This is a genomic window from Isoptericola sp. MSGPD8_1_ISO-PGPR-S23-394, assembly GCF_058072785.1.
The window spans coordinates 2,100,758-2,120,379 of sequence record NZ_CM176517.1; the positions used below are offsets into that span (position 1 = coordinate 2,100,758).

The following is a 19,622-nucleotide window of genomic DNA, read 5'->3' on the forward strand; positions in this document are numbered from 1 at the left end:
CGAGGGGCCGCTCACGGCCGGTGCCTGACGGCGACGGTCACCGCGGACAGGTCCGCGCGCGTCGGCTCGCGGAACGCACCGCCCGCGGCGACGAACTCGTCGCCGTGCCGGGTGAGGTGGCGCGCGAAGAGGGGGCACACGGGCACGACCGTGAGGCCGCGGCGGATGCTGTCCGCGAGCGCCTCCTCCAGCAGGATCTTGGCCAGGCCGCGCCCGCCGAAGTCCTGGTCCACCTCGGTGTGGAAGACGATGCGCTCACGGTCCGCGTCCGGAAGGTCGACGAACTCCGCCCTGCCGGCGACAGGTCCGTCGTCGACCGTGATCGTGTAGGCGCTGACGGGGTCGGCGATCTCGACCCCGACCGCGACCCTCGTGCCCGTCCTGTCCGTCAGTGCCTCAGTCATGCGACGACCCTCTCCTCCGTGCGCTTCCCGCGGTGTGCCCGGCACGGACCTGGTGCCGCACCATCGGCGCGTCACCGTCGGACGCGCGCCCAGTGGACACCGTGTGGTGGGAACACGGTCAACCGGACGTCGCGGCCTCCCGGTCCCGCGGCTCGTCGGCCGGCGCGACGAGCACCGGGCTGCTGGTGAGGGCACGGAGGTCCTCGACGTCGACGTTCGCCCCGAAGGCAGGGGTGCCAGGTTCGAGGCGAGCACCCGTGGCCAGGTCGCCGAGCGCGACCGCGTCGAACCCGAGGGCGTCGACCACCTCCGACGCCGCGGTGACGTCCGCCGGCGCGTCACCGGCGACGGCGATCGCCTTGCGCCCCGGCCCTGCGGGTCGGGCCCCGTCCTCCAGGTCGTGGTACCCCATGTGGTTGAACGCCTTGACCACCCGCGCGCCCGTCAGGAACTGCTGGACGAGCTCGCTGGAGGAGAGTCCGGATGGCACGACCTAGTCCCGAGGGCCGTCGATCTCCCACCAGTGGTTCATCGCGTCGACGACCAGCTTGCCCTCCATCTCCCGTGCCGGGAGGTCGCGGTACTTGCTGAGCGGCAGGGCGAGCACGACGACGTCCGCGGCCGCTGCGGCCTCGGCGGACCAGACCGGCCGGGCACCCGGGGTGAGGACCTCCGTGGTCAGAGCGATCTTCTCAGGGTCGCCGGAGCCGGAGATCAGGACCCGGAAGCCTGCGGCCACGGCCAGCCGGGCCAGGACGGTTCCCACCTTCCCGGCGCCCAGGATCCCGATCGTCGTGGTGGCGGGGCTCATCGTGCCGCTCCTGCCGCGGCCTTCGGGGCCTCGGCCAGGAGCTCGCGCACCCGGGGGATCACCTGGGTGCCGTAGAGCTCGACCGAGCGCAGCCGTGCGGTGGCGGACACGGTGCCGGCCGCGGAGTAGATCATGTCGAACCGGCCCGCATCGAGCGCACGGACCGCGTGGGCGATCTTGGCAGCGACGGTCTCGACCGACCCGACGTACAGCGATCCGCCGTCCACCTCGTCGTCGAACTCCGCACTGCGCAGCGGCGGCCATCCGCGCAGCGCACCGATCCGGTCGCGGATCTCCCGATACCCGGGATAGAACAGCTGCTTGGCCTCCTCGTCGGTCTCGGCGACGAACCCGGGCGAGTGCATCCCGACCGGCTGCGGGCTGGTGCCGAGCTGCTCGTGGGCGCGCCGGTACAGGTCGACGTAGGGCGCGAACCGGTCGGGCGCCCCGCCGATGATCGCGAGCATGAGCCGGAAACCGTAGGTGGCGGTGCGGAGCACCGACTGCGGTGTCCCGCCGACGCCCACCCACGTCTGGAGCCGGCCCGACTCGGTCTTCGGGAAGACGTCGGCCGCGTGCAGGGCCGGTCGGGTGGTGCCCTCCCACGTGACCGGCTGCTCGTCCAGGAGCCGGTTGAAGAGGTTGATCTTCTCCTCGAACAAGACGTCGTAGTCCTTCAGGTCGTAGCCGAACAGCGGAAAGGACTCGGTGAACGAGCCCCGGCCGAGGATCACCTCGGCGCGACCGTGGGACAGCGCGTCCACGGTGGCGAACCGCTGGAAGACGCGCACCGGGTCGTCCGAGGACAGCACCGTGACCCCGGAGGCCAGCCGGATGCGCTGGGTGGCGGTCGCGATACCGGCCAGCACGGTCTCCGGGCTGGAGATCGCGTACTCCGGCCGGTGATGCTCGCCCAGGGCGATCACGTCGATGCCGACCTGGTCGGCGAGCACCGCCTCTGTCACCGCCGCACGGATCGCCTGGGCGTGGGAGACGATCTCGCCCCGGTCGTCCCGCGGCCGGTCGCCGAAGCTGTCGATGCCGAACTCGATCTGCGAGACGTCCATGGTCTGCCACTCCTTCTCGGTGAGGTCGCGCCGCAGCGCATATGATTCACATGTCAATAACCGAGGAGGGTCCATGAATAATCCAGGGCGTCGCCGCCCCGTCCCCACGCACGAGGAGCTCGCGGCCTGGCGGGCGTACATCGAGACGTCCGAGGTCGTCCGCGCCCGTGTCGAGGCCCGGCTGCACGAGGACTCGGGACTCTCCGGCGGGGACTACCGGGTGCTCCTCGCACTGAGCGAGGCGGACGGCCGGGCGATGCGATCCTCCGAGCTCGCCGCGCACATCGAGTGGGAACGCAGCCGCCTGTCCGGTCACCTCGGGCGCATGGAGCGACGAGGCCTGGTGCGTCGCGAACCGTGCGCGGAGGACGCCCGGGGCTCGCGCGTCGTGCTCACCGACTCCGGCGACCGCGCCTTCCACGCCAGCACCCTGCCGCACCTTCGCGCGATCAAGGAGGTCTTCGTCGACGCGCTCACCCCCGAGCAGCTCGACCAGCTGCGCGACGCCGCGGCAGCGACGCGCCGCCACCTCCGGCTCGACGACGGGCCCTGAGCCTCCCGCCTCTCAGAGGTCCGTCCCAGAGAGCCTGGTCGTCGCAGCCCTTGACATGGTCCTCACCACAGGGTTTGTGCTGGGTGGATCACCCACCACGTCGAGAGATTGGACGATCGCCCGTCAGGAGCACGACGCGTCCCGTCGGGCGGACCACCGGAGTCGGCTCGTCCCGATCGACGACAGGAACGAGGTCCCACCATGGCATTGCCCCGTCAGCATGTTGCCATCATCACCGGCGCCGGGAGCGAGCACGGCATCGGCTTCGCCGCGGCCCGTCTTCTCAGCGCCGCAGGAATGCGTGTGGTCGTCACGTCGACGACGGACCGCATCTTCGACCGCGTGGACGAGCTGCGAGCCTCGGGCGGCGAGGTGGAGGGAGTCGTCGCTGACCTCAGGGAGCAGAGCGGTGTCGACGCCGTCGTCACCCGTGCGGAGACCGCCTACGGCAGCGTCGACGTGCTCGTCAACAATGCCGGCATGACGTCGGTGTCCGATCGGGACCCGGCCGCCGCGGTCGCTCGCTGGCACGCGTCGCTGGAGCGCAACCTGACCACGACGTTCTTGATGATCCGTGCCGTGGTCGGCGGGATGCAGTCCGCCGGCTACGGCCGGATCGTCAACGTCTCGTCCGTGTCGGGCCCGGTCGCCGCCTATCCGGGCGACGTCGCCTACCACGCGGCGAAAGCGGGAATCGTCGGGCTCACTCGAGCGGTGGCGATCGAGACGGCGTCGAGCGGTGTCGTGGTGAACGCCGTCGCGCCGGGTTGGATCGACACAGCGTCCGCATCCGACCACGAGCGCGTCATGGGCGCGGCGACCCCCGTCGGGCGCTCCGGCACGTCCGAAGAGGTCGCCCACGCGATCGCCTTCCTCGCCGCGGACGGCGCGTCCTACATCAGCGGCCAGCTGATCACCGTCGACGGAGCCAACTCGGTCAGCGAAGAGCGCGGGCTCTAGACCCTCGCGGAACGGCGACAAGGACGAGACCACCCGCCGACACCGTCCGAGCGGAGCACGCCTCGGTGGCCACGAGACACGCAGCTCGATCGACCTCACTTGCTGTCGATGCGGCCGATCGGGTCAGTGCTGCCACTCAGCACGTCGCGAGCAGCGGCCCAGTGGTCGCCCTCGCCGCGCAGAGCCGTCCGAAGGTAGGCAGTGCTCATCCGCTGAACGACCGCGACCCGACCCGGGTCCTCGTCAGTGGTCTCGGCGACCTCGTACCCGACGATCCCACCCAGAGAGTGCTCGGCACCGTAGAGAGTGAGGAGGTCGGTGGCGCCCGGGCTGTGCGTGTACGGGTCGGTGAACCAGTCGGGTCCGCGGCTGGACATCTTGGACTGGTCGCGGTCGCCGGCGACGACGAGCGTCGGCGTCGTCAGCTCAGCGAACGAGGGCCGCATGAACGGGAAGTTCTCCTGCGCGAACGGGGCGAGGTGATCACCGGCGACACCGGTCGCGGCGAACAGGATCCCCGCAGTGACTCGGGAGTCCGACATGTCGCGACCGACGCGACCCCCCTCGTCGAAGATCCGCGCACCCAGGAGCGACTGCGCCGTCTGGGCGCCCCACGAGTGACCGGTGACACCGACGCGGCTGGTGTCGACGCGGCCGGCAAGGCCGGGAACGGCGGACACGACGGTGTCGATCTGGTCGAGGATGCGCGTGAGATCCGCGATCCGCTCGGTCCAGATGCGGGGAAACACCGGGTGGTCGAAGCCGAACCCGTTCCGGCGCGAGTCCAGGTGCGTGGGCTGGATCACGACGAACCCGCGGGAGGCCCAGAAGGCTGTCAGCGGCGCGTACCCGTCCAGGTTCCACCCGTTGCCGTGAGAGAACAGCACCACGGGAAGGTCCGTGCCGCTCGCCGGTGCGGACACACTCACCTCGAGCGGGACCGGCCGACCCGGAGCGAGGAGCGCGACGGGAGCGACGGAGACCACAGGGGCGCCCGGGCCGACGACGGCTTCGAGCGAGTCAGCGAGCGACGAGTTCATGAGTACTTCCTTCCGGATGGCCCCGACTCTGGGATACTGATTACGGAGCGTTGATCCGTAACGTTACGGAACGTCGCTCCGAAACGCAACCAGCGCTTCGCCGCGCGAACGAGGAGGAAAGTTGGCCACGACCCAGAGCGAGCATCCACGCGGTCCGCGGTCCCGGCAGGTGGGCCGTCCGCGCCGGAGCGAGGAAGCGCTCCTCGACGCGGCGGCTACCGTGTTCGTCGCCTCCGGGGTCGACGCACCCGTTCGGGAGATCGCGGCGCAGGCCGGGGTCGGCATCGGCACGATCTACCGCCACTTCCCCACCCGGGCGGACCTCGTTGTCTCCGTGTTCCGGCACCAGATCGAAGCGTGCGCAGACGCCGGCCCACGGCTGCTCGCGGAGGCAGCGGCGCCCGAGAAGGCCCTCCGGGCATGGGTGACACTGTTCGTGGAGCTCCTGGTCACCAAGCACGGGCTCGCCGACGCGCTGCAGGGGGACAGCGCGGGATCCGACGCTCTGCACACCTACTTCGTCGACCGCCTGGTCCCCGTGTGCGCGTCGCTCCTCGACGCTGCGCTCGAGCCCCTGGGCTCGGCGACGCAGGTGGACGCGTACAACGTCCTCAAGGGCATCGGAAACCTCTGCATCGGTGCGGCGGCCGACGACCGGTACGAGGCCGAGGTGGTGGTACAGCTCCTCGTCACGGGCGTGCTTGCGCCACCACCGGAGCTCCCCTGACGACCGGCACCGTTCATGCCGAGTCGGAACCGTCCGCATCGGCACATCGACCGGATCAGGAAGGTTCCACCGACACGACGGAGGCCTGAAGTAGGTGTCGCCCGCCATGGTCGGAGGAAGAACCAGTGAGTTCCACCGATGCGAGGGCGTGGCCGGTGCGGCGAACGTGATCACATGACGTGGAGCACACGTGAACTCGCAGACCTCGCAGGCACGACGGTCAACACCGTTCGGCACTACCACGCGCTCGGGCTTCTCGATGAGCCCTCACGCAGGTACAACGGGTACAAGCAGTACCGAGTACCCCATCTGGTCCGACTGCTGCGGCTCCGGCGTCTCGCCGAGCTCGGCGTTCCGCTCGCGCAGATCGGTGCCCTGGGCGGGAACGGCCTGACGGACGCACTGCGGGGCCTCGACGCCGCGCTGCAGGAGGGGATCGAACGGTCCCGGCGAGCGCGAGCCGACATCGCGGCCATCCTGCACGCCGGCGCACCGGGCGACACACCCCACGGGTTCGAGTCTCTCGCGTCACGGCTGTCCGAGACCGACCGCGCTCTGATCCACATCTGCGCGCAGCTCTACGACCACGATGCGGTGGCGCACCTGCGCAGGATGGTGACGGCGGAGCCTCCCGCGATCAGCGCGCAGCTCGCCGCGCTGTCCCCCGACGCGAGCGACGCGACCCGAGAGCGTCTGGCGGTGGAGGTCGCGCGCAGCGGCGCGAACTGGCGCTCCGCCACGTGGCCTTGGCTCCATGCCGCTGCCAAGCAGGCACTGGTGCAGGCGCTGGCCGAGCTCTACAACCCGGCGCAGCGCGACGTGCTCAGCCGCGCTGCGGCCGTCGTGCACGAGCAGCCGGCCGCGGCGGATCGACGGAGGGCGAGCTAGGAATGGCCGCACCGAGCGCGTTCACCTGCACCGGAGCCCCTCCGCCACCGCGTCCGTGGACGGGTCGTCCCGCTCAGGGAATCAGAACGTCCTTGAGCTGTCGGCGCGAGGTGATGCCGAGCTTGCGGAAGATGTTGCGAAGGTGGGCTTCGATCGTGCGGGGGCTGAGGAACAGCTGCGCGCCGGCTTCTCGGGAGGTCGCGCCCGTGGCGACAAGACGCGCGACGTGCAGCTCTTGCGCGGTGAGGGCGTCGGTGGGCCGGGCGTGGCGCTTGCGTGGATGCTCGCCGGTGGCGAGGAGCTCGCGGGCGGCGCGCTGCGCGAAAGCTTCCGCACCCATGTCGGACAGCAGCTCGTGGGCGGTACGAAGCTCTTCGCGGGCGTCCAGGCGGCGGCCCGCGCGGCGCAGCCACTCGCCGTAGACGAGGTGCGTGCGGGCGAGATGGGCCGTCATCGTGCTGTCGCCGAGCTGTCCGATGCTCTCGCGATAGTGCTCCTCGGCGGCGCGACCCGATGTGACCAACCCTCGTGAACGGGAGGCGAGTCCCAGCGCCCACGGAGTGCCACAGGCTCGGGCTCTCGAGTCGAGCTCGTCCAGTGCCCCCAGCGCCGCCTCCGGATGGCCCGCACGGCACGCCGCCTCGACGAGCTCCGGCAAGGCCAGATTGCTGGGGTTCAGCGCGTCGGACCTGCGCGCTCGCTCCGCAGCCTCCTGCGCGGCGGCATAGTTGCCCAGTCCGTTGTGCAGCACCGCCAACGCGTACTGCGCGAGGGACACCTCGGTACCGCGCTCACCGTCGGCAGCGGCCCGGGCGACGGTCGTGTGGATCTCCACGGTCTCGTCGAGACGGCCGCGCCAGGCAGCCAGGACGAGCTGCGCGTGGGGCAGGGGGACGGCGCCGGTCGCGGCGGCGATCGCCGACTGCTCGGCAGCCAGCTCACCGGCGCGATCGAGCTCCCCGCTCAGCGTCATCGCGATGGACTGGAACAGGAGCGCGGCGGGGAGGGTCACGAGCTCACCGGCATCGCGAGCGAGTCGGACGTGGCGCGTGGCCAACGCATGGAGGCTCTCGTCGTCGAAGAGCACGCTCGCGGTACGGCTGGCGTGCGACAACCAGCGGCGATCGTCGTCACCGGGCACGCTGCCGGCGCAGGGCCCGTCGGCGCGGAACGCCTCCAGTGCGCGGCGGAGTTCGGGCACACCCGCCGCGTAGCCCCGGGTGAAGGTCGTCACCATCCCGTCGAGCAGGAGGTCGGACGGCCCCGGCGGCTCAGGTGCGGGCGGTGCCGCGCGCGCTGCGTCTGCCACCTCACGCACGCCGTGACCAGGACCCCCGCCCGTGATGATCGCGGCATCGAGAGCGTGGAGATAGGTCTCACGGGCCAGCGCCACGTCATGGGGTGTGAGCATTCTTGCCGCGTCCAGCAGCATCCGAGCCGCGTCGCCGTGTCGTGTCAGGTGGAACTCGATCCGCGCGCGCAGCAAGGCGAGGCGGGCTCGCTGCAACGCGTCCAGCGGTCCGGCGTCGACCAGCGTCAGCAACTCCCGAGCGTCCTTGGACGCTCCCGCCTCGTGCAGGGTGTCGGCGGCCTTCAGCGCGCGCGTCGTACGGCGCGCTGACGACGGGGTCAGCTCGAAGGCGTGTTGCAGGAACGACGCTGCGGCGGCCATACCCCCGCGGGCACGAGCTCGATCGGCTGTGCGCTCCAGCTCAGCCGCGACGTCCTCGTCGGTGCCCAGCACCGCCTGCGCGCGGTGCCACGCGCACCGGTCCGGGTCGCGCTGCGGGTCGGTGGCGGCGGCCAGTGCGGCGTGGGCACGGCGACGCTCCGAGGGTGTGGCCGTTCGGTAGACGGCCGAGCGCACCAACGGGTGGCGGAACCGCACTCGGGTATCAACATCCAGCAGGCCGACCTCTTCCGCGGGCGCGGCCGCCTCAGCGGGGATCCCCAGCTCGTCGGCCGCGCGCCACAGCGTCACGGCGTCGCCGGTCGGCTCGGCCGCGGCCACCAGCAGCAGACGCTGTGTCTGCGTCGGCAGGTCTCGCGAGCGTTGCCGAAAGCCCTCCTCGACGCGACGGGGGACGCTCATCGCGTCCGGCAGCCCGAATCCGCCGGCCAGCTGCGCCAGAGGCGCGCTGCGAGGCAGCTCCAGCAGCGCCAACGGGTTGCCGCGCGCCTCCGCGAGGATCCGGTCGCGCACCCTGTCGTCGAGCGGAGTGTGCACCGCTGCGGCGAGCAGGACTTGCGCGTCGGTCTCACCGAGCCCATCGAGACGGATCTCAGGCAGCCCGGCGAACGCCTGGGCCGCGGTCTTGGTGTGGTCGCGAACCGCGAAGACCAGCGCGACGCGTTCGGCCGCGAGGCGCCGAGCCACGAACGCCAGAACCTGCGCGGACGCCTGGTCCAGCCACTGCGCGTCGTCGACAAGAGCAACCAACGGCCTGGCCTCGGCCACCTCGGCCAGCAGGTTGAGGGTCGCCAACCCGACCAAGAACTTGTCCGGCGTCGCACCCCCGTGCAGCCCGAGCGCTACCCCCAGAGCGACCTGCTGCGGGTCCGGCAGGGCCCCCACACGATCCCACAGCGGTGCACACAACTGGTGCACGCCGGCGAAGGCGAACTGCGTCTCGGACTCCACGCCGACCAGGAGCTCGACCTGGAAACCTGCCGATGCTGCGGTGTGCCGGGTGTGCTCCAGCACCGCGGTCTTCCCGATGCCTGCCTCGCCACGCACCACCAACGCCCTGCTCCGCCCGGCTCGCACCTCGGCGAGCACGTGTTCGACGGCCTCGCGCTCGGCGCGCCGGCCCAGAAGGTCCACCAGGTTCGCCCCCTTCCGCGGGCAGGCGACGGACTAGGTGATTATGACCGATGCGAACCGCGGCCGCCACGGTGCCTGCAGGGGCGGGACGGGCACGAGCGGCGAGGGCACCGGGTCTTCCACCGACGCGAGAACAGCACGTCCTGAGCGATCCTGATGACACCCGCAGAACCCGGGGGGGATCAGTCTGCCGGAGATCCTCGGCCCCGTGGACCGGAGCTCCTCGGACCAAGGGTCGGCCGCACCGCTGAGCGACCGACGGCTGTGGACACGAAAGGAATGGCCGGATGCCCGCTTCTCGAGTCCTCGACGCCGAACGTCTCACCGTCGCCTCCGGGGAGGTGACCGACGAGTTTCTGCTCGGCCTCGCGGGGATCGCAGCGACCCTCGTCGGCACCTTCATCGTGGCCGTGTTCTTCTACCTCGACTCGGCACTGCACCGATCCCGCGGCGCCGCGGGCAGCGCGCCGGACCAGTACATGCGGGCCGGCGCCCGGTGGGTGCTCATCGCCTACAGCCTGCCCCTCTTCGTCGCCCTCGCCCTGGCCGGCGCGAAGCCCGTCTGGGGGGCTGTCGCGTTCCTCGTCTTCGTCGCGGCCCTCGTGGTCGCCACCGTCGACACGACCCGTCGGATCGTGAAGAAGGGCGCGACGAGGAAGTCCCCTGCGCTGGCTGCGAACGAGATCTGCACCTCGCTCGCGGTCGTGGCTCTGGCTGTCCTGCCGTGGGTCCTCGGCGGTTGGATCCCGTCGCCGAGCGACTTCATTCCCTCGATGCTCCTCGCCCTCGCCATCGGCTTCACCAGCACGGCGATGGTCATCATGTCGGTCTTCGACGCGGCGAGGCTGTCGGCGCCCGCTCCGGAGCCCGCGGCGCCGTCGTGGGGCTCGGCGACCCGTCGGAGGCGCCGGCTATGACGGGCTGAAGAGGCCGCCCTCCCGACCCGAAGCACGACCGGATGCTTGATCACGCATCAGTCACCCCTGGTGGCTGACGACCGTATCGATCGCTCGAGGACCCGAGACGTTCGTCGACGAGCTGCGCGGTGGAAGCGCGACGGTGTCGCCCACGACATCGATGGCGACCTTGCCCCGGAGCACGTACGACTGCCTGTTCTCCAGGAGCTCGTGAGCCTCACCCGTCCGGGCGAGCGGGAGGGTAGCGCCGACGACCGGCTTCACGAGACCGCGCTCGACCAACGTCGTGAGCGCGTCCAACTTTCCACGGTTCTGTCGGGTGAAGACGAAGTGGTAGGCGGCGTTGACGCCCCACGCCTCGATGAGGTTCTGCGGCTGCGCGAGGTCGACGATGCTGACGACGCGTGCAGAGTCGGCGAGCGTCAGCGGGCTCCGTGTGAGCGTGTCACCACCGATCGTGTCGAAGACGACGTCGACCCCCTTGCCTCCCGTCATCTCGGCCACGGCCTCGACGTAGTCCGTCGAGGTGTAGTCGATGGTCGCGTCGGCTCCGAGGGAGCGCACGAAGTCGTGGTCGCCGGCCTTCGCGGTGGTGAGCACGCGTGCGCCCATCGCCTTCGCGACCTGGATCGCGATCGTACCGACGCCGCCCGTGCCGCCATGGATCAGGATCGTCTCCCCCACGGTGAGCCGAGCTCGCGTCACCAGCGCCTCCCAGACCGTTCCACCGACGAGAGTCAGGCTCGCCGCCTCCAGGTGACTGATGTTCGCCGGCTTGCGACCGACGAGGTCGACGTCGACGACGTGCTGCTCGGCGTAGGAGCCGGGGCCACCGAAGATCCGGGGCGTGTAGTAGACCTCGTCGCCGATGTCGAACTCCGTCACGTGGGAACCGACCTCCTCGATCACGCCGGAGACGTCATGCCCGATGATCGCCGGGAGCGGTACGTGTTCCGCGTAGTCTCCGCGACGGATCTGAAAGTCCAGCGGGTTGACGGCGGTCGCGTGGACGCGCACCCGCACCTGACGTGGTTCGACGTCCGGCACGGAGGCGTCGCGCAGCTCGAGAGCGCCCGCCCCTCCGAAACGGGTGAGGACGACGGCCTTCATCTGATCAGACATCTCGGTGTTCCTCTCGTGGTCCGGGCCTGTGACGCTCTCGCCCTTCCCTGTCCGCACCGTCGACGAGCACGGCCCGGTAGCTCGCCCCCTGGAAGCGGTGCACCACGACGTCCTGATACTGCTCGCCGCAGTACCAGTCCCGCGCCGCCGCCGCGTCCGGGAACTGCAGCACGACGACGCCCTCGACGGGAGGTCCCTCCAGCACCTCGTGCGTGCCGTAGTCGACCAGGACCCGCACGTCGTGGCCGGCGAACGTGCCGTCGGCGAGCTCCGCGTAGCGGTCGAGGGCCTGCTGATCGTTCGTGGCCTCTCGCTGGAACACGATGTAGGCGCTCATGCGTTCGGTCCTCTCGTCTTGCCTGGGCCTTGCCCCGAGCATGCGGCTCGACGCGATGCCTTCGCATCGGTGAAGTACACCGACAACTCCCGACGTGGTGTGCACCGGCTTCCGTGGAGCCTCCAGCCCGCGCGGCCGGCGACGCACGCCTTGACCCTGTGGTGGCAACACGTCGTCTGCTTGAGCGGGGCCGGACACCTGGCCAGATCGGAGAGACTCATGAATCCCGTCGAGGAACTCGTTCGCAGCTTCCAAGAGCTCGTGTCGCAAGTTCCCGAGCCCGTCCAGCCGTTCGTCGTGATGCTCGCCGCCACGGTCCCGTTCATCGAGGGCGAGGTCGCGGCGCTGATCGGCGTGGTGGGCGGTCTCCACCCGGTCGTCGCGGGCCTCGCCGCTGCCGCCGGCAACTTCCTGTGCGTGCTGGTCGTGGTGCTTCTCACCTCGCGGGCGCGCGTCGCCGTGATCCGGAGCCGGTCGCGGGCGAACGCCGCCGCCGTCGTCGCGGGAAGGGGCACCGCGGTGGCGGTCGAGGAGATCTCGGCCAGGCCGGAGTCGAAGGGACGCCAGCGCTTCAAGAAGTGGCTCGTGCGCTTCGGCGTGCCGGGGGCGAGCATCCTCGGACCGCTCGCGATCCCGACGCAGATCACGTCGGCGTTGCTCGTCTCCGGAGGGACCCCGCGCGGCTGGGTGCTGCTGTGGCAGGCTGTCGCGATCGTCCTCTGGACCGCTCTGGCGACGGTCTCCGCCTGGGCCGCCCTGACGTTCGTGGTCGGCGTGTAGGCGCCAGGATCTCTGCCGCTCTCGTCGCAGCCGTATCCGGCCCCCGGGGAAGCACGAGCTGCGGGTGACGACCCTGACCCAGGGGGTCGACCTCGTCCTCGAGGCCGACGACGGCGGTGTCGTCGGCCTCGAGGTCAAGGCCGCGTCCAGCCCATGCCGATCGACCGCATCTGGACCGCCACCTGAGCCGCTCCCTCGCGCTGCTGCTCACGGGTGGACGAACGCGGTCTTCCTTCCGCCGGGCCGATCCTGCATGCCCCGGGAAGCTGCCACTTCCGCTTCCCAGCGCCGACGGCCTGACGAAGGCGACGATCTGATCGTCTGCACTGGGACGGCAACGCATCATGCACTAGCCCGTTCGCAGGTGGCACCGCAGTCACAGACCTTGAGCAGGAAGGTCTGCCCCCTCGTCAGGTCTGCAGGGCGGTCATCAGATCAGCCGCGCGGTGCGGCGCCGTGCTGAAGACGACGAGATGGGTCGCGGTACCGGTGGCGAGCACGGGACGCAACTGGGTGAGGTCCGCGTCGGCGGCCGACACCGACATGCCGCTCGCAGCAGGAAGCGCGCTCGCATCGATCAGCTCGGCGGCGCCCAGGCCGCGCCAGATCGAACCCAGTCCCACCTGCGGGGACAGCGCGTCGGTGACCGTGATGTCCTCCGGCTCGGAGCCAGGCTCCAGGCGACGCAGAACCCCGGGCAGCCCGGACTCCAGCCCCCAGGTGACGTACTCGGTGAGAAACTCCACGGCCTCTGCACCAGCCCGCCGCACCGCTGGTGTCGCCAACAGCCGGCGCGCGCCGGACACCGCCTCCGCCTCGGCAAGCGCTTCGGGCACCTCGTCGGCGAGCTGCCGCACTGTCTCTTTGTCTTCTGCCTCGATCGGCGCGAGCGTCACGGCACGGGACACGGCTCGCAGCGCCGAGACGTCGTTCGCGCCGAGGGGGAGCACGCGCCACCCGATCTCACCCCCGAGGTTCACGGCAACGAGGTTCCCCTTCAGCCCGTCGAGTGCATGCTCGGCGTCGAGGCGCACCTCGGTGCGGCGCGCATCGACCTGCGAGTAGCTGATGGCCCAGTGCCGAGCGGTCGCGATGACCTTCCGAGTATCCACGGGGAGACTCTCCCACCTTGTCCAGCGGCAGCGAAAACGCCTCGGTGGTGCAGACCCTGGGAGGTCTCGATGCACGCCGTTGACGTCGACGGCGAAGCCAAGCCCGGCGTGACGTAGGTCGAGGGGCGACCGTAGGGATCTGCGATCCTCAGGGCGAAGCGCTGACGATGCTCGACCGAACCACGAAGCCACTCCGGGAACGACAGAAGGCCTCCCGGTTGTGGACCCGGGAGGCCTTCGTCGTCGCTGTCTCAACGAGTGTCCGGAGGGGGACTTGAACCCCCACGCCCGATAAAGGGCACTAGCACCTCAAGCTAGCGCGTCTGCCATTCCGCCACCCGGACAGGTGGACCGCCACGAGCCGTCCGGCTCGTTTCGGTGCGGTGAAAAACATAGCACGGCAGGTGCCTGGACCTGCAAACCGTCCCGCCGTGGCGCAGGTCACGGCCCCGACCTACGGTGGACGATCATGTCCCAGCGCATCGAGGACTACGGCATCATCGGCGACCTCCAGACGGTCGCCCTCGTCGGCAGGAACGGGTCGATCGACTGGCTCTGCCTGCCGGACGTCGACTCGCCCGCCTGCTTCGCGAGCCTCCTCGGCGACGACCGGCACGGGTCGTGGAGCCTGGCACCCGCCTCCGGCGGCCCGTGCACGCGGCGGCGGTACCGAGGAGAGTCGCTCGTCCTGGAGACGGAGTGGGAGACCCCGGAGGGGCACGTCCGTGTGACCGACTTCATGCCACCGCGCGGCGAGGCCCCGGACATCGTGCGCGTGGTCGAAGGGCTGCGTGGCCGCGTCCCCATGGAGGGCCGGCTCGCACCACGGTTCGACTACGGCAGCGTCCTGCCGTGGGTGTCCCGCGCGGACGACCCGCCCGGCGCCCGCGGCATCGGCGTCGTCGCCGGCCCGGACGCGCTGACCCTGTCCGCGCCGGTACCGCACGAGCTCGCAGACGGCGTGGTGCGCGCACGCTTCGAGGTCTCGGCCGGCGAGCGGGTGCCCTTCGTGCTCACGTACCACCGCTCCCACCTGCCCGCGCCCCGCTCGGCCGACCCCTTCGACGGGCTCACCGACACCCTCGACTTCTGGGCGGACTGGATCGCACAGACCCGGTACGACGGCGGGTGGCAGGAGCCGGTACGCCGCTCGCTGCTGACCCTCAAGGCGCTCACCTACGCCCCCACCGGTGCCATCGCCGCGGCGGCCACCACGTCGCTGCCCGAGCAGCTGGGCGGTCCGCGCAACTGGGACTACCGGTTCTGCTGGCTGCGCGACGCGACCTTCACCCTGCTGGCGCTGCTCGGGACCGGCCACACGGCGGCCGCCCGCGCCTGGCGTGAGTGGTTGCTGCGCGCCGTGGCCGGGTCCCCGGCGGACCTGCAGATCATGTACGGGCTCGACGGCCGCCGTCGGATCCCGGAGCTGACCCTCGACTGGCTGCCCGGCTACGAGCAGAGCGGCCCGGTGCGGGTCGGCAACGGTGCCGCCGGGCAGCTCCAGCTCGACGTGTGGGGCGAGACCCTCATGGGCCTGCACCTGGCACGTGCCGCCGGCCTGCCGGACGACGCGGACACGTGGAACCTGCAGAAGGCCCTCCTCGACTTCCTCGAGGGGCACTGGGACGACCTGGACAACGGCCTGTGGGAGGTGCGGGGCCCCCGCCGGCCGTTCGTCCACTCGCGCGTCATGGCCTGGGCCGGTGTCGACGCGATGGTGCGCGCCGTGGAGGACTTCGGTCTCGACGGGCCGGTGGACGACTGGCGATCCCTGCGCGCGTCGATCCGCGCCGACGTCCTGACCCGGGGCTACGACCCGCGGCGCAACACCTTCACGCAGTTCTACGGCTCGGACGGCCTGGACGCCTCCCTGCTGCTCATCCCGCGGGTCGGGTTCCTGCCCTGGGACGACCCCCGGATCGTGGGGACGGTCGACGCGGTCCAGCGCGAGCTCTCCCAGGACGGCCTGCTGCTGCGCTACCACACCCACGCGGACGACCGCGTCGACGGGCTGCCCGGCGGCGAGGGGACGTTCCTGGTCGGCAGCTTCTGGCTCGTCAACGCGCTGCACGGCATCGGGCGCACCGCCGAGGCGCGAGCGCTCTTCGAACGACTCCTCACGCTGCGCAACGACCTGGGGCTGCTGGCCGAGGAGTACGACGTCGGCGCCGGACGCCAGCTCGGCAATGTCCCCCAGGCGTTCAGCCACCTCGGCCTCGTCAACTCCGCCCGTGTGCTGTCCGGGAAGACCGCGCCCGGTGCCCAGGCGGCCGGGATCCCCGAGCAGGCACCGGCCCGTCTCCGGGACGTGGGTGACCCCGTGTAGCGTTCCCTGCGGCCCGGACCAAACGGTCATCGGGAGCAGACCGGACGAAGGAGCACGCACGCCATGATGGGTGGGCACCATGCCGCCTCGGGAGCGGCCGCCTGGGTGGCCGTCACCGCCTCGACCCCGATCGCCTTCGGCTGGTACCCCGTCTCGGACGTCGGTGTCATGACCGGCGCGCTGGTGTGCGCCGGAGCCGCGCTCCTGCCGGACGCCGACCATCACAACGGCACGATCTCGCACTCCTTGCCTCCCGTGTCGGAAGGCGTGACCAAGATGGTGTCCACCATCGCCGGCGGGCACCGCAACGCAACGCACTCGATCGTCGGCGTGGCGGTGTTCACCGCGATCGCCTGGGCGATGAGCCTGGTCACGGTCCGCACCGAGCAGTTCGGCGAGGTGCTCGTCGGTCCCGGCATCATGGCCGTGCTGCTCATCGCGTTCGCCGTGCGGGCACTGAAGCTCACCGGGCAGCGCCGGTGGTGGACCTGGAGCCTGTCGGTCTCCCTGGCGGCGTTCGTCGCCGTCTTCGCCCCCGAGGAGTGGTACTGGATGCCGTTCTGCGTCGGGCTGGGCTGCGCGGTGCACATCGTCGGCGACATGCTCACCACCCGCGGCGTCCCGCTGCTGTGGCCCGTCCGCATCCGGTCGCCGCGCTGGGTCCGGCGGCACCGTTGGTTGCCGTTCGACGACATGTGGAGCCCTCGCGGCAACATCTCCGTGCCGCTGCTCGGCGACGCCGGCTCGTGGCGCGAGTGGGCCCTGATGACGCCGGTCAGCGCCTACGCCGTGCTCGGGGTCGCCTGGGCGATGCTCGACCAGATGGGGTTCGACACCGCGACGGCCTGGAGCTCGGCCACCGGGCTCGTGGTGTCCGCGGGAGAGTCGCTGCTCGGGTCCTGATCAGCCCGAGGACGCCAGGAGCCGGCGGTCCCGCCGGAGCCGGCGCTGCGGGTCGGCGGTCCAGGTGCCGTGCCCGGGCACCAGGACGCCGGCCCTGGCCACGAACGGCTCGAGCCGGTCCAGCGCCGCACGGTAGGTCGCCGCGTCCGACGCGCCGGTGATCTCGTCGTCCGGCAGCGGCGGCTCGACGTCGCTGAGCAGGTCACCGGCGACGAGCACCCCGCTGCGGGGCACCCACAGGGCGGCGTGCCCCGGGGCGTGACCGTCGTGCTCCAGGACCTGCACCGCGGGCAGCAGTCCGCCGAGGTCCGGGAGCGACGTCGCAAGGCCCGGGACTTCCTCGACACGTCCCAGCAGGTCGAGCACCTCACGGGTGTGGTCCCGCCCGCCGTACCGCGCGACGTCCAGGAGCGCTTCCGCCACCAGCCGGTCGTGCTCGTCCTGCGCGGTGCGGACCGTCCGGGCGGTCGCCCAGCGCGGGACGTCCCCGAGAGCGGGGTGCCACAGCAGGTGGTCGTGGTGCGCGTGCGTCGCGAAGCTCGCCACCACGTGGGCACCGAGCGTCGCGACCTCGGCCGCGATCGCCGACAGCTCGTCCGGCTCCCAGGCAGGGTCCACCAGCAGCGCGGCCCGGCCGGCGGACGTGCGCTCACCGAGAACCAGCGTCGAGGTGGTGGCGAGCCGCCGGCTCGTGCGGACGAGCACGCCGTCGGCGACCGGTACGAACCCCATCCGCCCACCGTACGGAAAGCAGTACGGAAATACCTTGGACGGGCGCCTGCCGACGCTGACAGTCTCGCCAGGAACGGCGCAGCAGGTGCGCCCGCACGGACGGAGGGCCGACCCATGGACGTCGCCACGCACGCCCTGCCGCATCTCTCGGCACGGGGCGTCACCACCGCCTGCTGAGGAGCCGCCGTCGGCCGCTCCTCCTCTCCTCGAGGAGCCCTCCGTGCACCAGCACATCCCTGATCCGCTGCTGACCCCGATGACCCCGACCGTCGTGACCGAGCCCGGTCCGGGACAACGATGGTCCACCTGGACCTCCGTCACCAAGGGGCAGCACGGCCCCGAGCCCCGGCCGGACTGGGTCGTCACGGCCGACGCCGCACTCGACACCGAGCTCGGCGTCCTCAAGACCGGCAAGGAGGCCGACGTCTTCCTCGTCGAACGGGCCGTGCCCGACGACGTCCGGCAGCACAGCGTCCTCGCCGCCAAGCGGTACCGCGGCCGCGAGAACCGGCAGTTCCACCGCGACTCCACGTACACCGAGGGGCGCCGGGCGCGGCGCACCCGCGACCAGCGGGCCGTCGAGGACCGCCGGTCCGCATGGGGCCGCCGGGTGGCGGCGACGCGGTGGGCCGACGCTGAGTTCTCGGCCCTCTGCCAGCTCTGGGACGCGGGAGCCCCGGTCCCCTACCCCGTGCAGGTCGACGGCACCGAGCTGCTCCTGGAGTTCGTCGGCCACCGCACCGACGACGGCGGGTACGAGGCCGCTCCGCGGCTGGCCCGGCTGCGACCGGAGCACGACGTCCTGGCGGACTGGTTCGACCAGCTGCACCGGGCGATGAGCGTGCTGGCCCGGCTCGGCTGGGCGCACGGCGACCTGTCCCCGTACAACATCCTCGTCGACGCGTTCGACACGGCCGGCTCCTCCGACGGCGGGCGGCTGGTCGTCATCGACCTGCCGCAGGTGGTGGACCTGGTGGCGAACCCGTTCGGTGCCGACCTGCTGCACCGCGACTGCCGCAACGTCTGCGCGTGGTTCGCCGCGCGCGGGCTGGAGGTCGACGTGGACGAGCTGTTCGCCGACGTCTTCGCCCAGGCGTGGTGAGGCGCCGGCGTCGGCACGACCGGGAAGGTCGTGCCGACGCCGGGCACCGGGCAGAGACCGGCGGCGGACCTGGTCCGGGCAGCGCGTGCCCGGACCAGCCCCGCTCCCGGACTACCGCAGCGGCGTGAAGTCGCGGTTGCCGATGTGCGTCGGACGGGGCGCCGGCGCCGCGTACGGCTCGGTCAGCGCGTTCTCGACGCTGTTGAACACCAGGAAGATGTTCGAGCGCGGGAACGGCGTGATGTTGTTGCCGGACCCGTGCATGATGTTGCAGTCGAACCACAGCGCCGACCCGGCCGGACCGGTGAACTGGTCCACGCCGTACTTCCAGGCCAGCTCGGTGATGGCCTCCTCGCTCGGGACGCCGATCTTCTGCTCCTTGAGCGAGTCCTGGTGGTAGTTCTCCGGGGTCTCGCCCACGCACGGCACGTAGCTGCGGTGCGAGCCGGGCATCACCATCAGCCCGCCGTTGTAGGGGTAGTTCGGCGTCAGGGCGATCGAGCAGCTCACTGCGCGCGGCGTCGGCATGCCGTCCTCGGCGTGCCAGGTCTCGAAGTCCGAGTGCCAGTAGAACCCGGTGCCCTTGTAGCCCGGCATGTAGTTCACCCGCGTCTGATGCAGGTAGACGTCCGAGCCGAGGAGCTGGCGAGCCCGGTCCACGAGGCGCGGGTCGCGGCTCAGCGCCTCGATCTGCTCGCTGAGCCTCGTCACCTCGAAGACGGAGCGCACGTCGCCCGACGTCTTCTCCCGGACGACCCGGTGGTCGTCCTGCAGGGACGTGTCGGAGGCGAGCCGCTCCAGCTCGGCGCTGTACTGCGTGACCTCACCGGGGGTGATGAAGTCCTGCAGGATGGTGAACCCGCGCTCGGAGTGCGCCTCCAGCGCGGCGGCGTCGAACGGGCCGTCGTCGGCCGTCCCCCACACGGTGGGGTGCTGACGCTCGATGACCTCGCCCGGCTCGGCGAGCCTGCTCGGGTAGAGGTCCGTCATGGTTTCCGTCATGGCGGTCATGGGTCA

Annotated in this window: 20 protein-coding genes and 1 tRNA gene; 9 read left to right on the top strand and 12 right to left on the bottom strand. The window is 71.2% G+C overall.

Going from position 1 to position 19,622, the window contains the following annotated elements:
• Positions 1-11: 11 nt before the first annotated feature.
• The 4 genes from AC3RJ8_RS09575 to AC3RJ8_RS09590 all read right to left on the bottom strand — a co-directional run bounded on the left by AC3RJ8_RS09575 (position 12) and on the right by AC3RJ8_RS09590 (position 2,282).
• Positions 12-404, bottom strand: coding sequence for a GNAT family N-acetyltransferase (locus AC3RJ8_RS09575; protein WP_489712416.1), 393 nt, complete (start codon positions 402-404; stop codon positions 12-14).
• Positions 405-522: 118 nt separating this feature from the next.
• Positions 523-894, bottom strand: coding sequence for an NADPH-dependent F420 reductase (locus AC3RJ8_RS09580; protein WP_489712417.1), 372 nt, complete (start codon positions 892-894; stop codon positions 523-525).
• A gap of 3 nt (positions 895-897) precedes the next feature.
• A complete protein-coding gene (locus AC3RJ8_RS09585) occupies positions 898-1,215 on the bottom strand; it encodes an NAD(P)-binding domain-containing protein (protein ID WP_489712418.1) in 318 nt (105 codons plus the stop codon).
• Complete coding sequence (locus tag AC3RJ8_RS09590) at positions 1,212-2,282, bottom strand: LLM class flavin-dependent oxidoreductase (RefSeq protein WP_489712419.1); 1,071 nt, start codon at positions 2,280-2,282, stop codon at positions 1,212-1,214. The genes AC3RJ8_RS09585 and AC3RJ8_RS09590 overlap by 4 nt, the downstream gene beginning before the upstream one ends.
• Before the next feature lie 73 nt (positions 2,283-2,355).
• On the opposite strand from AC3RJ8_RS09590, the gene AC3RJ8_RS09595 reads away from it, so the two are divergent.
• Together AC3RJ8_RS09595 and AC3RJ8_RS09600 are read left to right on the top strand one after the other, a co-directional pair.
• Positions 2,356-2,835 carry a MarR family winged helix-turn-helix transcriptional regulator gene (locus AC3RJ8_RS09595; RefSeq protein ID WP_489712420.1) on the top strand — a complete coding sequence of 160 codons (480 nt, stop codon included), beginning with the start codon at positions 2,356-2,358 and terminating at the stop codon, positions 2,833-2,835.
• Positions 2,836-3,036: 201 nt separating this feature from the next.
• Positions 3,037-3,795: an SDR family oxidoreductase gene (locus AC3RJ8_RS09600; RefSeq protein WP_489712421.1), complete on the top strand. Its 759-nt coding sequence runs from the start codon at positions 3,037-3,039 to the stop codon at positions 3,793-3,795.
• Positions 3,796-3,890: 95 nt separating this feature from the next.
• Here the strand turns inward: AC3RJ8_RS09600 and AC3RJ8_RS09605 are convergent, their stop codons facing one another.
• Positions 3,891-4,835: an alpha/beta hydrolase family protein gene (locus AC3RJ8_RS09605; protein ID WP_489712422.1), complete on the bottom strand. Its 945-nt coding sequence runs from the start codon at positions 4,833-4,835 to the stop codon at positions 3,891-3,893.
• Between the two features lie 121 nt (positions 4,836-4,956).
• On the opposite strand from AC3RJ8_RS09605, the gene AC3RJ8_RS09610 reads away from it, so the two are divergent.
• On the top strand, positions 4,957-5,562 hold the full coding sequence (locus tag AC3RJ8_RS09610; protein WP_489712423.1) for a TetR/AcrR family transcriptional regulator: 606 nt from the start codon (positions 4,957-4,959) through the stop codon (positions 5,560-5,562).
• A 174-nt stretch (positions 5,563-5,736) separates the two neighbouring features.
• Positions 5,737-6,450, top strand: coding sequence for a MerR family transcriptional regulator (locus tag AC3RJ8_RS09615; protein ID WP_489712424.1), 714 nt, complete (start codon positions 5,737-5,739; stop codon positions 6,448-6,450).
• 73 nt (positions 6,451-6,523) lie between these two features.
• Here the strand turns inward: AC3RJ8_RS09615 and AC3RJ8_RS09620 are convergent, their stop codons facing one another.
• A complete protein-coding gene (locus AC3RJ8_RS09620; RefSeq protein WP_489712425.1) occupies positions 6,524-9,274 on the bottom strand; it encodes an ATP-binding protein in 2,751 nt (916 codons plus the stop codon).
• A gap of 287 nt (positions 9,275-9,561) precedes the next feature.
• Here AC3RJ8_RS09620 and AC3RJ8_RS09625 point away from each other — a divergent pair, with 287 nt between their 5' ends.
• Entirely contained in the window at positions 9,562-10,191 is a 630-nt protein-coding gene (locus tag AC3RJ8_RS09625; RefSeq protein ID WP_489712426.1) for a hypothetical protein, read from the top strand.
• Positions 10,192-10,251: 60 nt separating this feature from the next.
• Here AC3RJ8_RS09625 and AC3RJ8_RS09630 read toward each other — a convergent pair whose 3' ends face one another.
• Both AC3RJ8_RS09630 and AC3RJ8_RS09635 read right to left on the bottom strand, forming a co-directional pair.
• A complete protein-coding gene (locus tag AC3RJ8_RS09630; protein ID WP_489712427.1) occupies positions 10,252-11,313 on the bottom strand; it encodes a zinc-dependent alcohol dehydrogenase family protein in 1,062 nt (353 codons plus the stop codon).
• Positions 11,306-11,650 (bottom strand): DUF1330 domain-containing protein, encoded by a 345-nt coding sequence (locus AC3RJ8_RS09635; protein ID WP_489712428.1) that lies wholly within the window; start codon positions 11,648-11,650, stop codon positions 11,306-11,308. The genes AC3RJ8_RS09630 and AC3RJ8_RS09635 overlap by 8 nt, the downstream gene beginning before the upstream one ends.
• A 219-nt stretch (positions 11,651-11,869) precedes the next feature.
• Between AC3RJ8_RS09635 and AC3RJ8_RS09640 the strand changes: the two genes are divergently transcribed.
• A complete protein-coding gene (locus tag AC3RJ8_RS09640) occupies positions 11,870-12,430 on the top strand; it encodes a small multidrug efflux protein (RefSeq protein ID WP_489712429.1) in 561 nt (186 codons plus the stop codon).
• 410 nt (positions 12,431-12,840) lie between these two features.
• Here AC3RJ8_RS09640 and AC3RJ8_RS09645 read toward each other — a convergent pair whose 3' ends face one another.
• Complete coding sequence (locus tag AC3RJ8_RS09645) at positions 12,841-13,464, bottom strand: hypothetical protein (protein WP_489712430.1); 624 nt, start codon at positions 13,462-13,464, stop codon at positions 12,841-12,843.
• Between the two features lie 337 nt (positions 13,465-13,801).
• Positions 13,802-13,886 (bottom strand) — tRNA-Leu (locus AC3RJ8_RS09650).
• A 125-nt stretch (positions 13,887-14,011) separates the two neighbouring features.
• Between AC3RJ8_RS09650 and AC3RJ8_RS09655 the strand changes: the two genes are divergently transcribed.
• Together AC3RJ8_RS09655 and AC3RJ8_RS09660 are read left to right on the top strand one after the other, a co-directional pair.
• Complete coding sequence (locus AC3RJ8_RS09655) at positions 14,012-15,868, top strand: glycoside hydrolase family 15 protein (protein WP_489712431.1); 1,857 nt, start codon at positions 14,012-14,014, stop codon at positions 15,866-15,868.
• A 63-nt stretch (positions 15,869-15,931) separates the two neighbouring features.
• A complete protein-coding gene (locus tag AC3RJ8_RS09660) occupies positions 15,932-16,771 on the top strand; it encodes a metal-dependent hydrolase (protein WP_489712432.1) in 840 nt (279 codons plus the stop codon).
• Here the strand turns inward: AC3RJ8_RS09660 and AC3RJ8_RS09665 are convergent, their stop codons facing one another.
• A complete protein-coding gene (locus AC3RJ8_RS09665) occupies positions 16,772-17,503 on the bottom strand; it encodes an MBL fold metallo-hydrolase (RefSeq protein WP_489712433.1) in 732 nt (243 codons plus the stop codon). It lies immediately after the preceding gene.
• 220 nt (positions 17,504-17,723) lie between these two features.
• Here AC3RJ8_RS09665 and AC3RJ8_RS09670 point away from each other — a divergent pair, with 220 nt between their 5' ends.
• Positions 17,724-18,605 carry a serine protein kinase RIO gene (locus AC3RJ8_RS09670; protein ID WP_489712434.1) on the top strand — a complete coding sequence of 294 codons (882 nt, stop codon included), beginning with the start codon at positions 17,724-17,726 and terminating at the stop codon, positions 18,603-18,605.
• A 111-nt stretch (positions 18,606-18,716) separates the two neighbouring features.
• Here the strand turns inward: AC3RJ8_RS09670 and thpD are convergent, their stop codons facing one another.
• The gene (gene thpD, locus AC3RJ8_RS09675; RefSeq protein WP_489712435.1) at positions 18,717-19,616 is read right to left on the bottom strand and encodes an ectoine hydroxylase; all 900 of its coding nucleotides are present in this window, start codon (positions 19,614-19,616) and stop codon (positions 18,717-18,719) included.
• Positions 19,617-19,622: the final 6 nt, after the last annotated feature.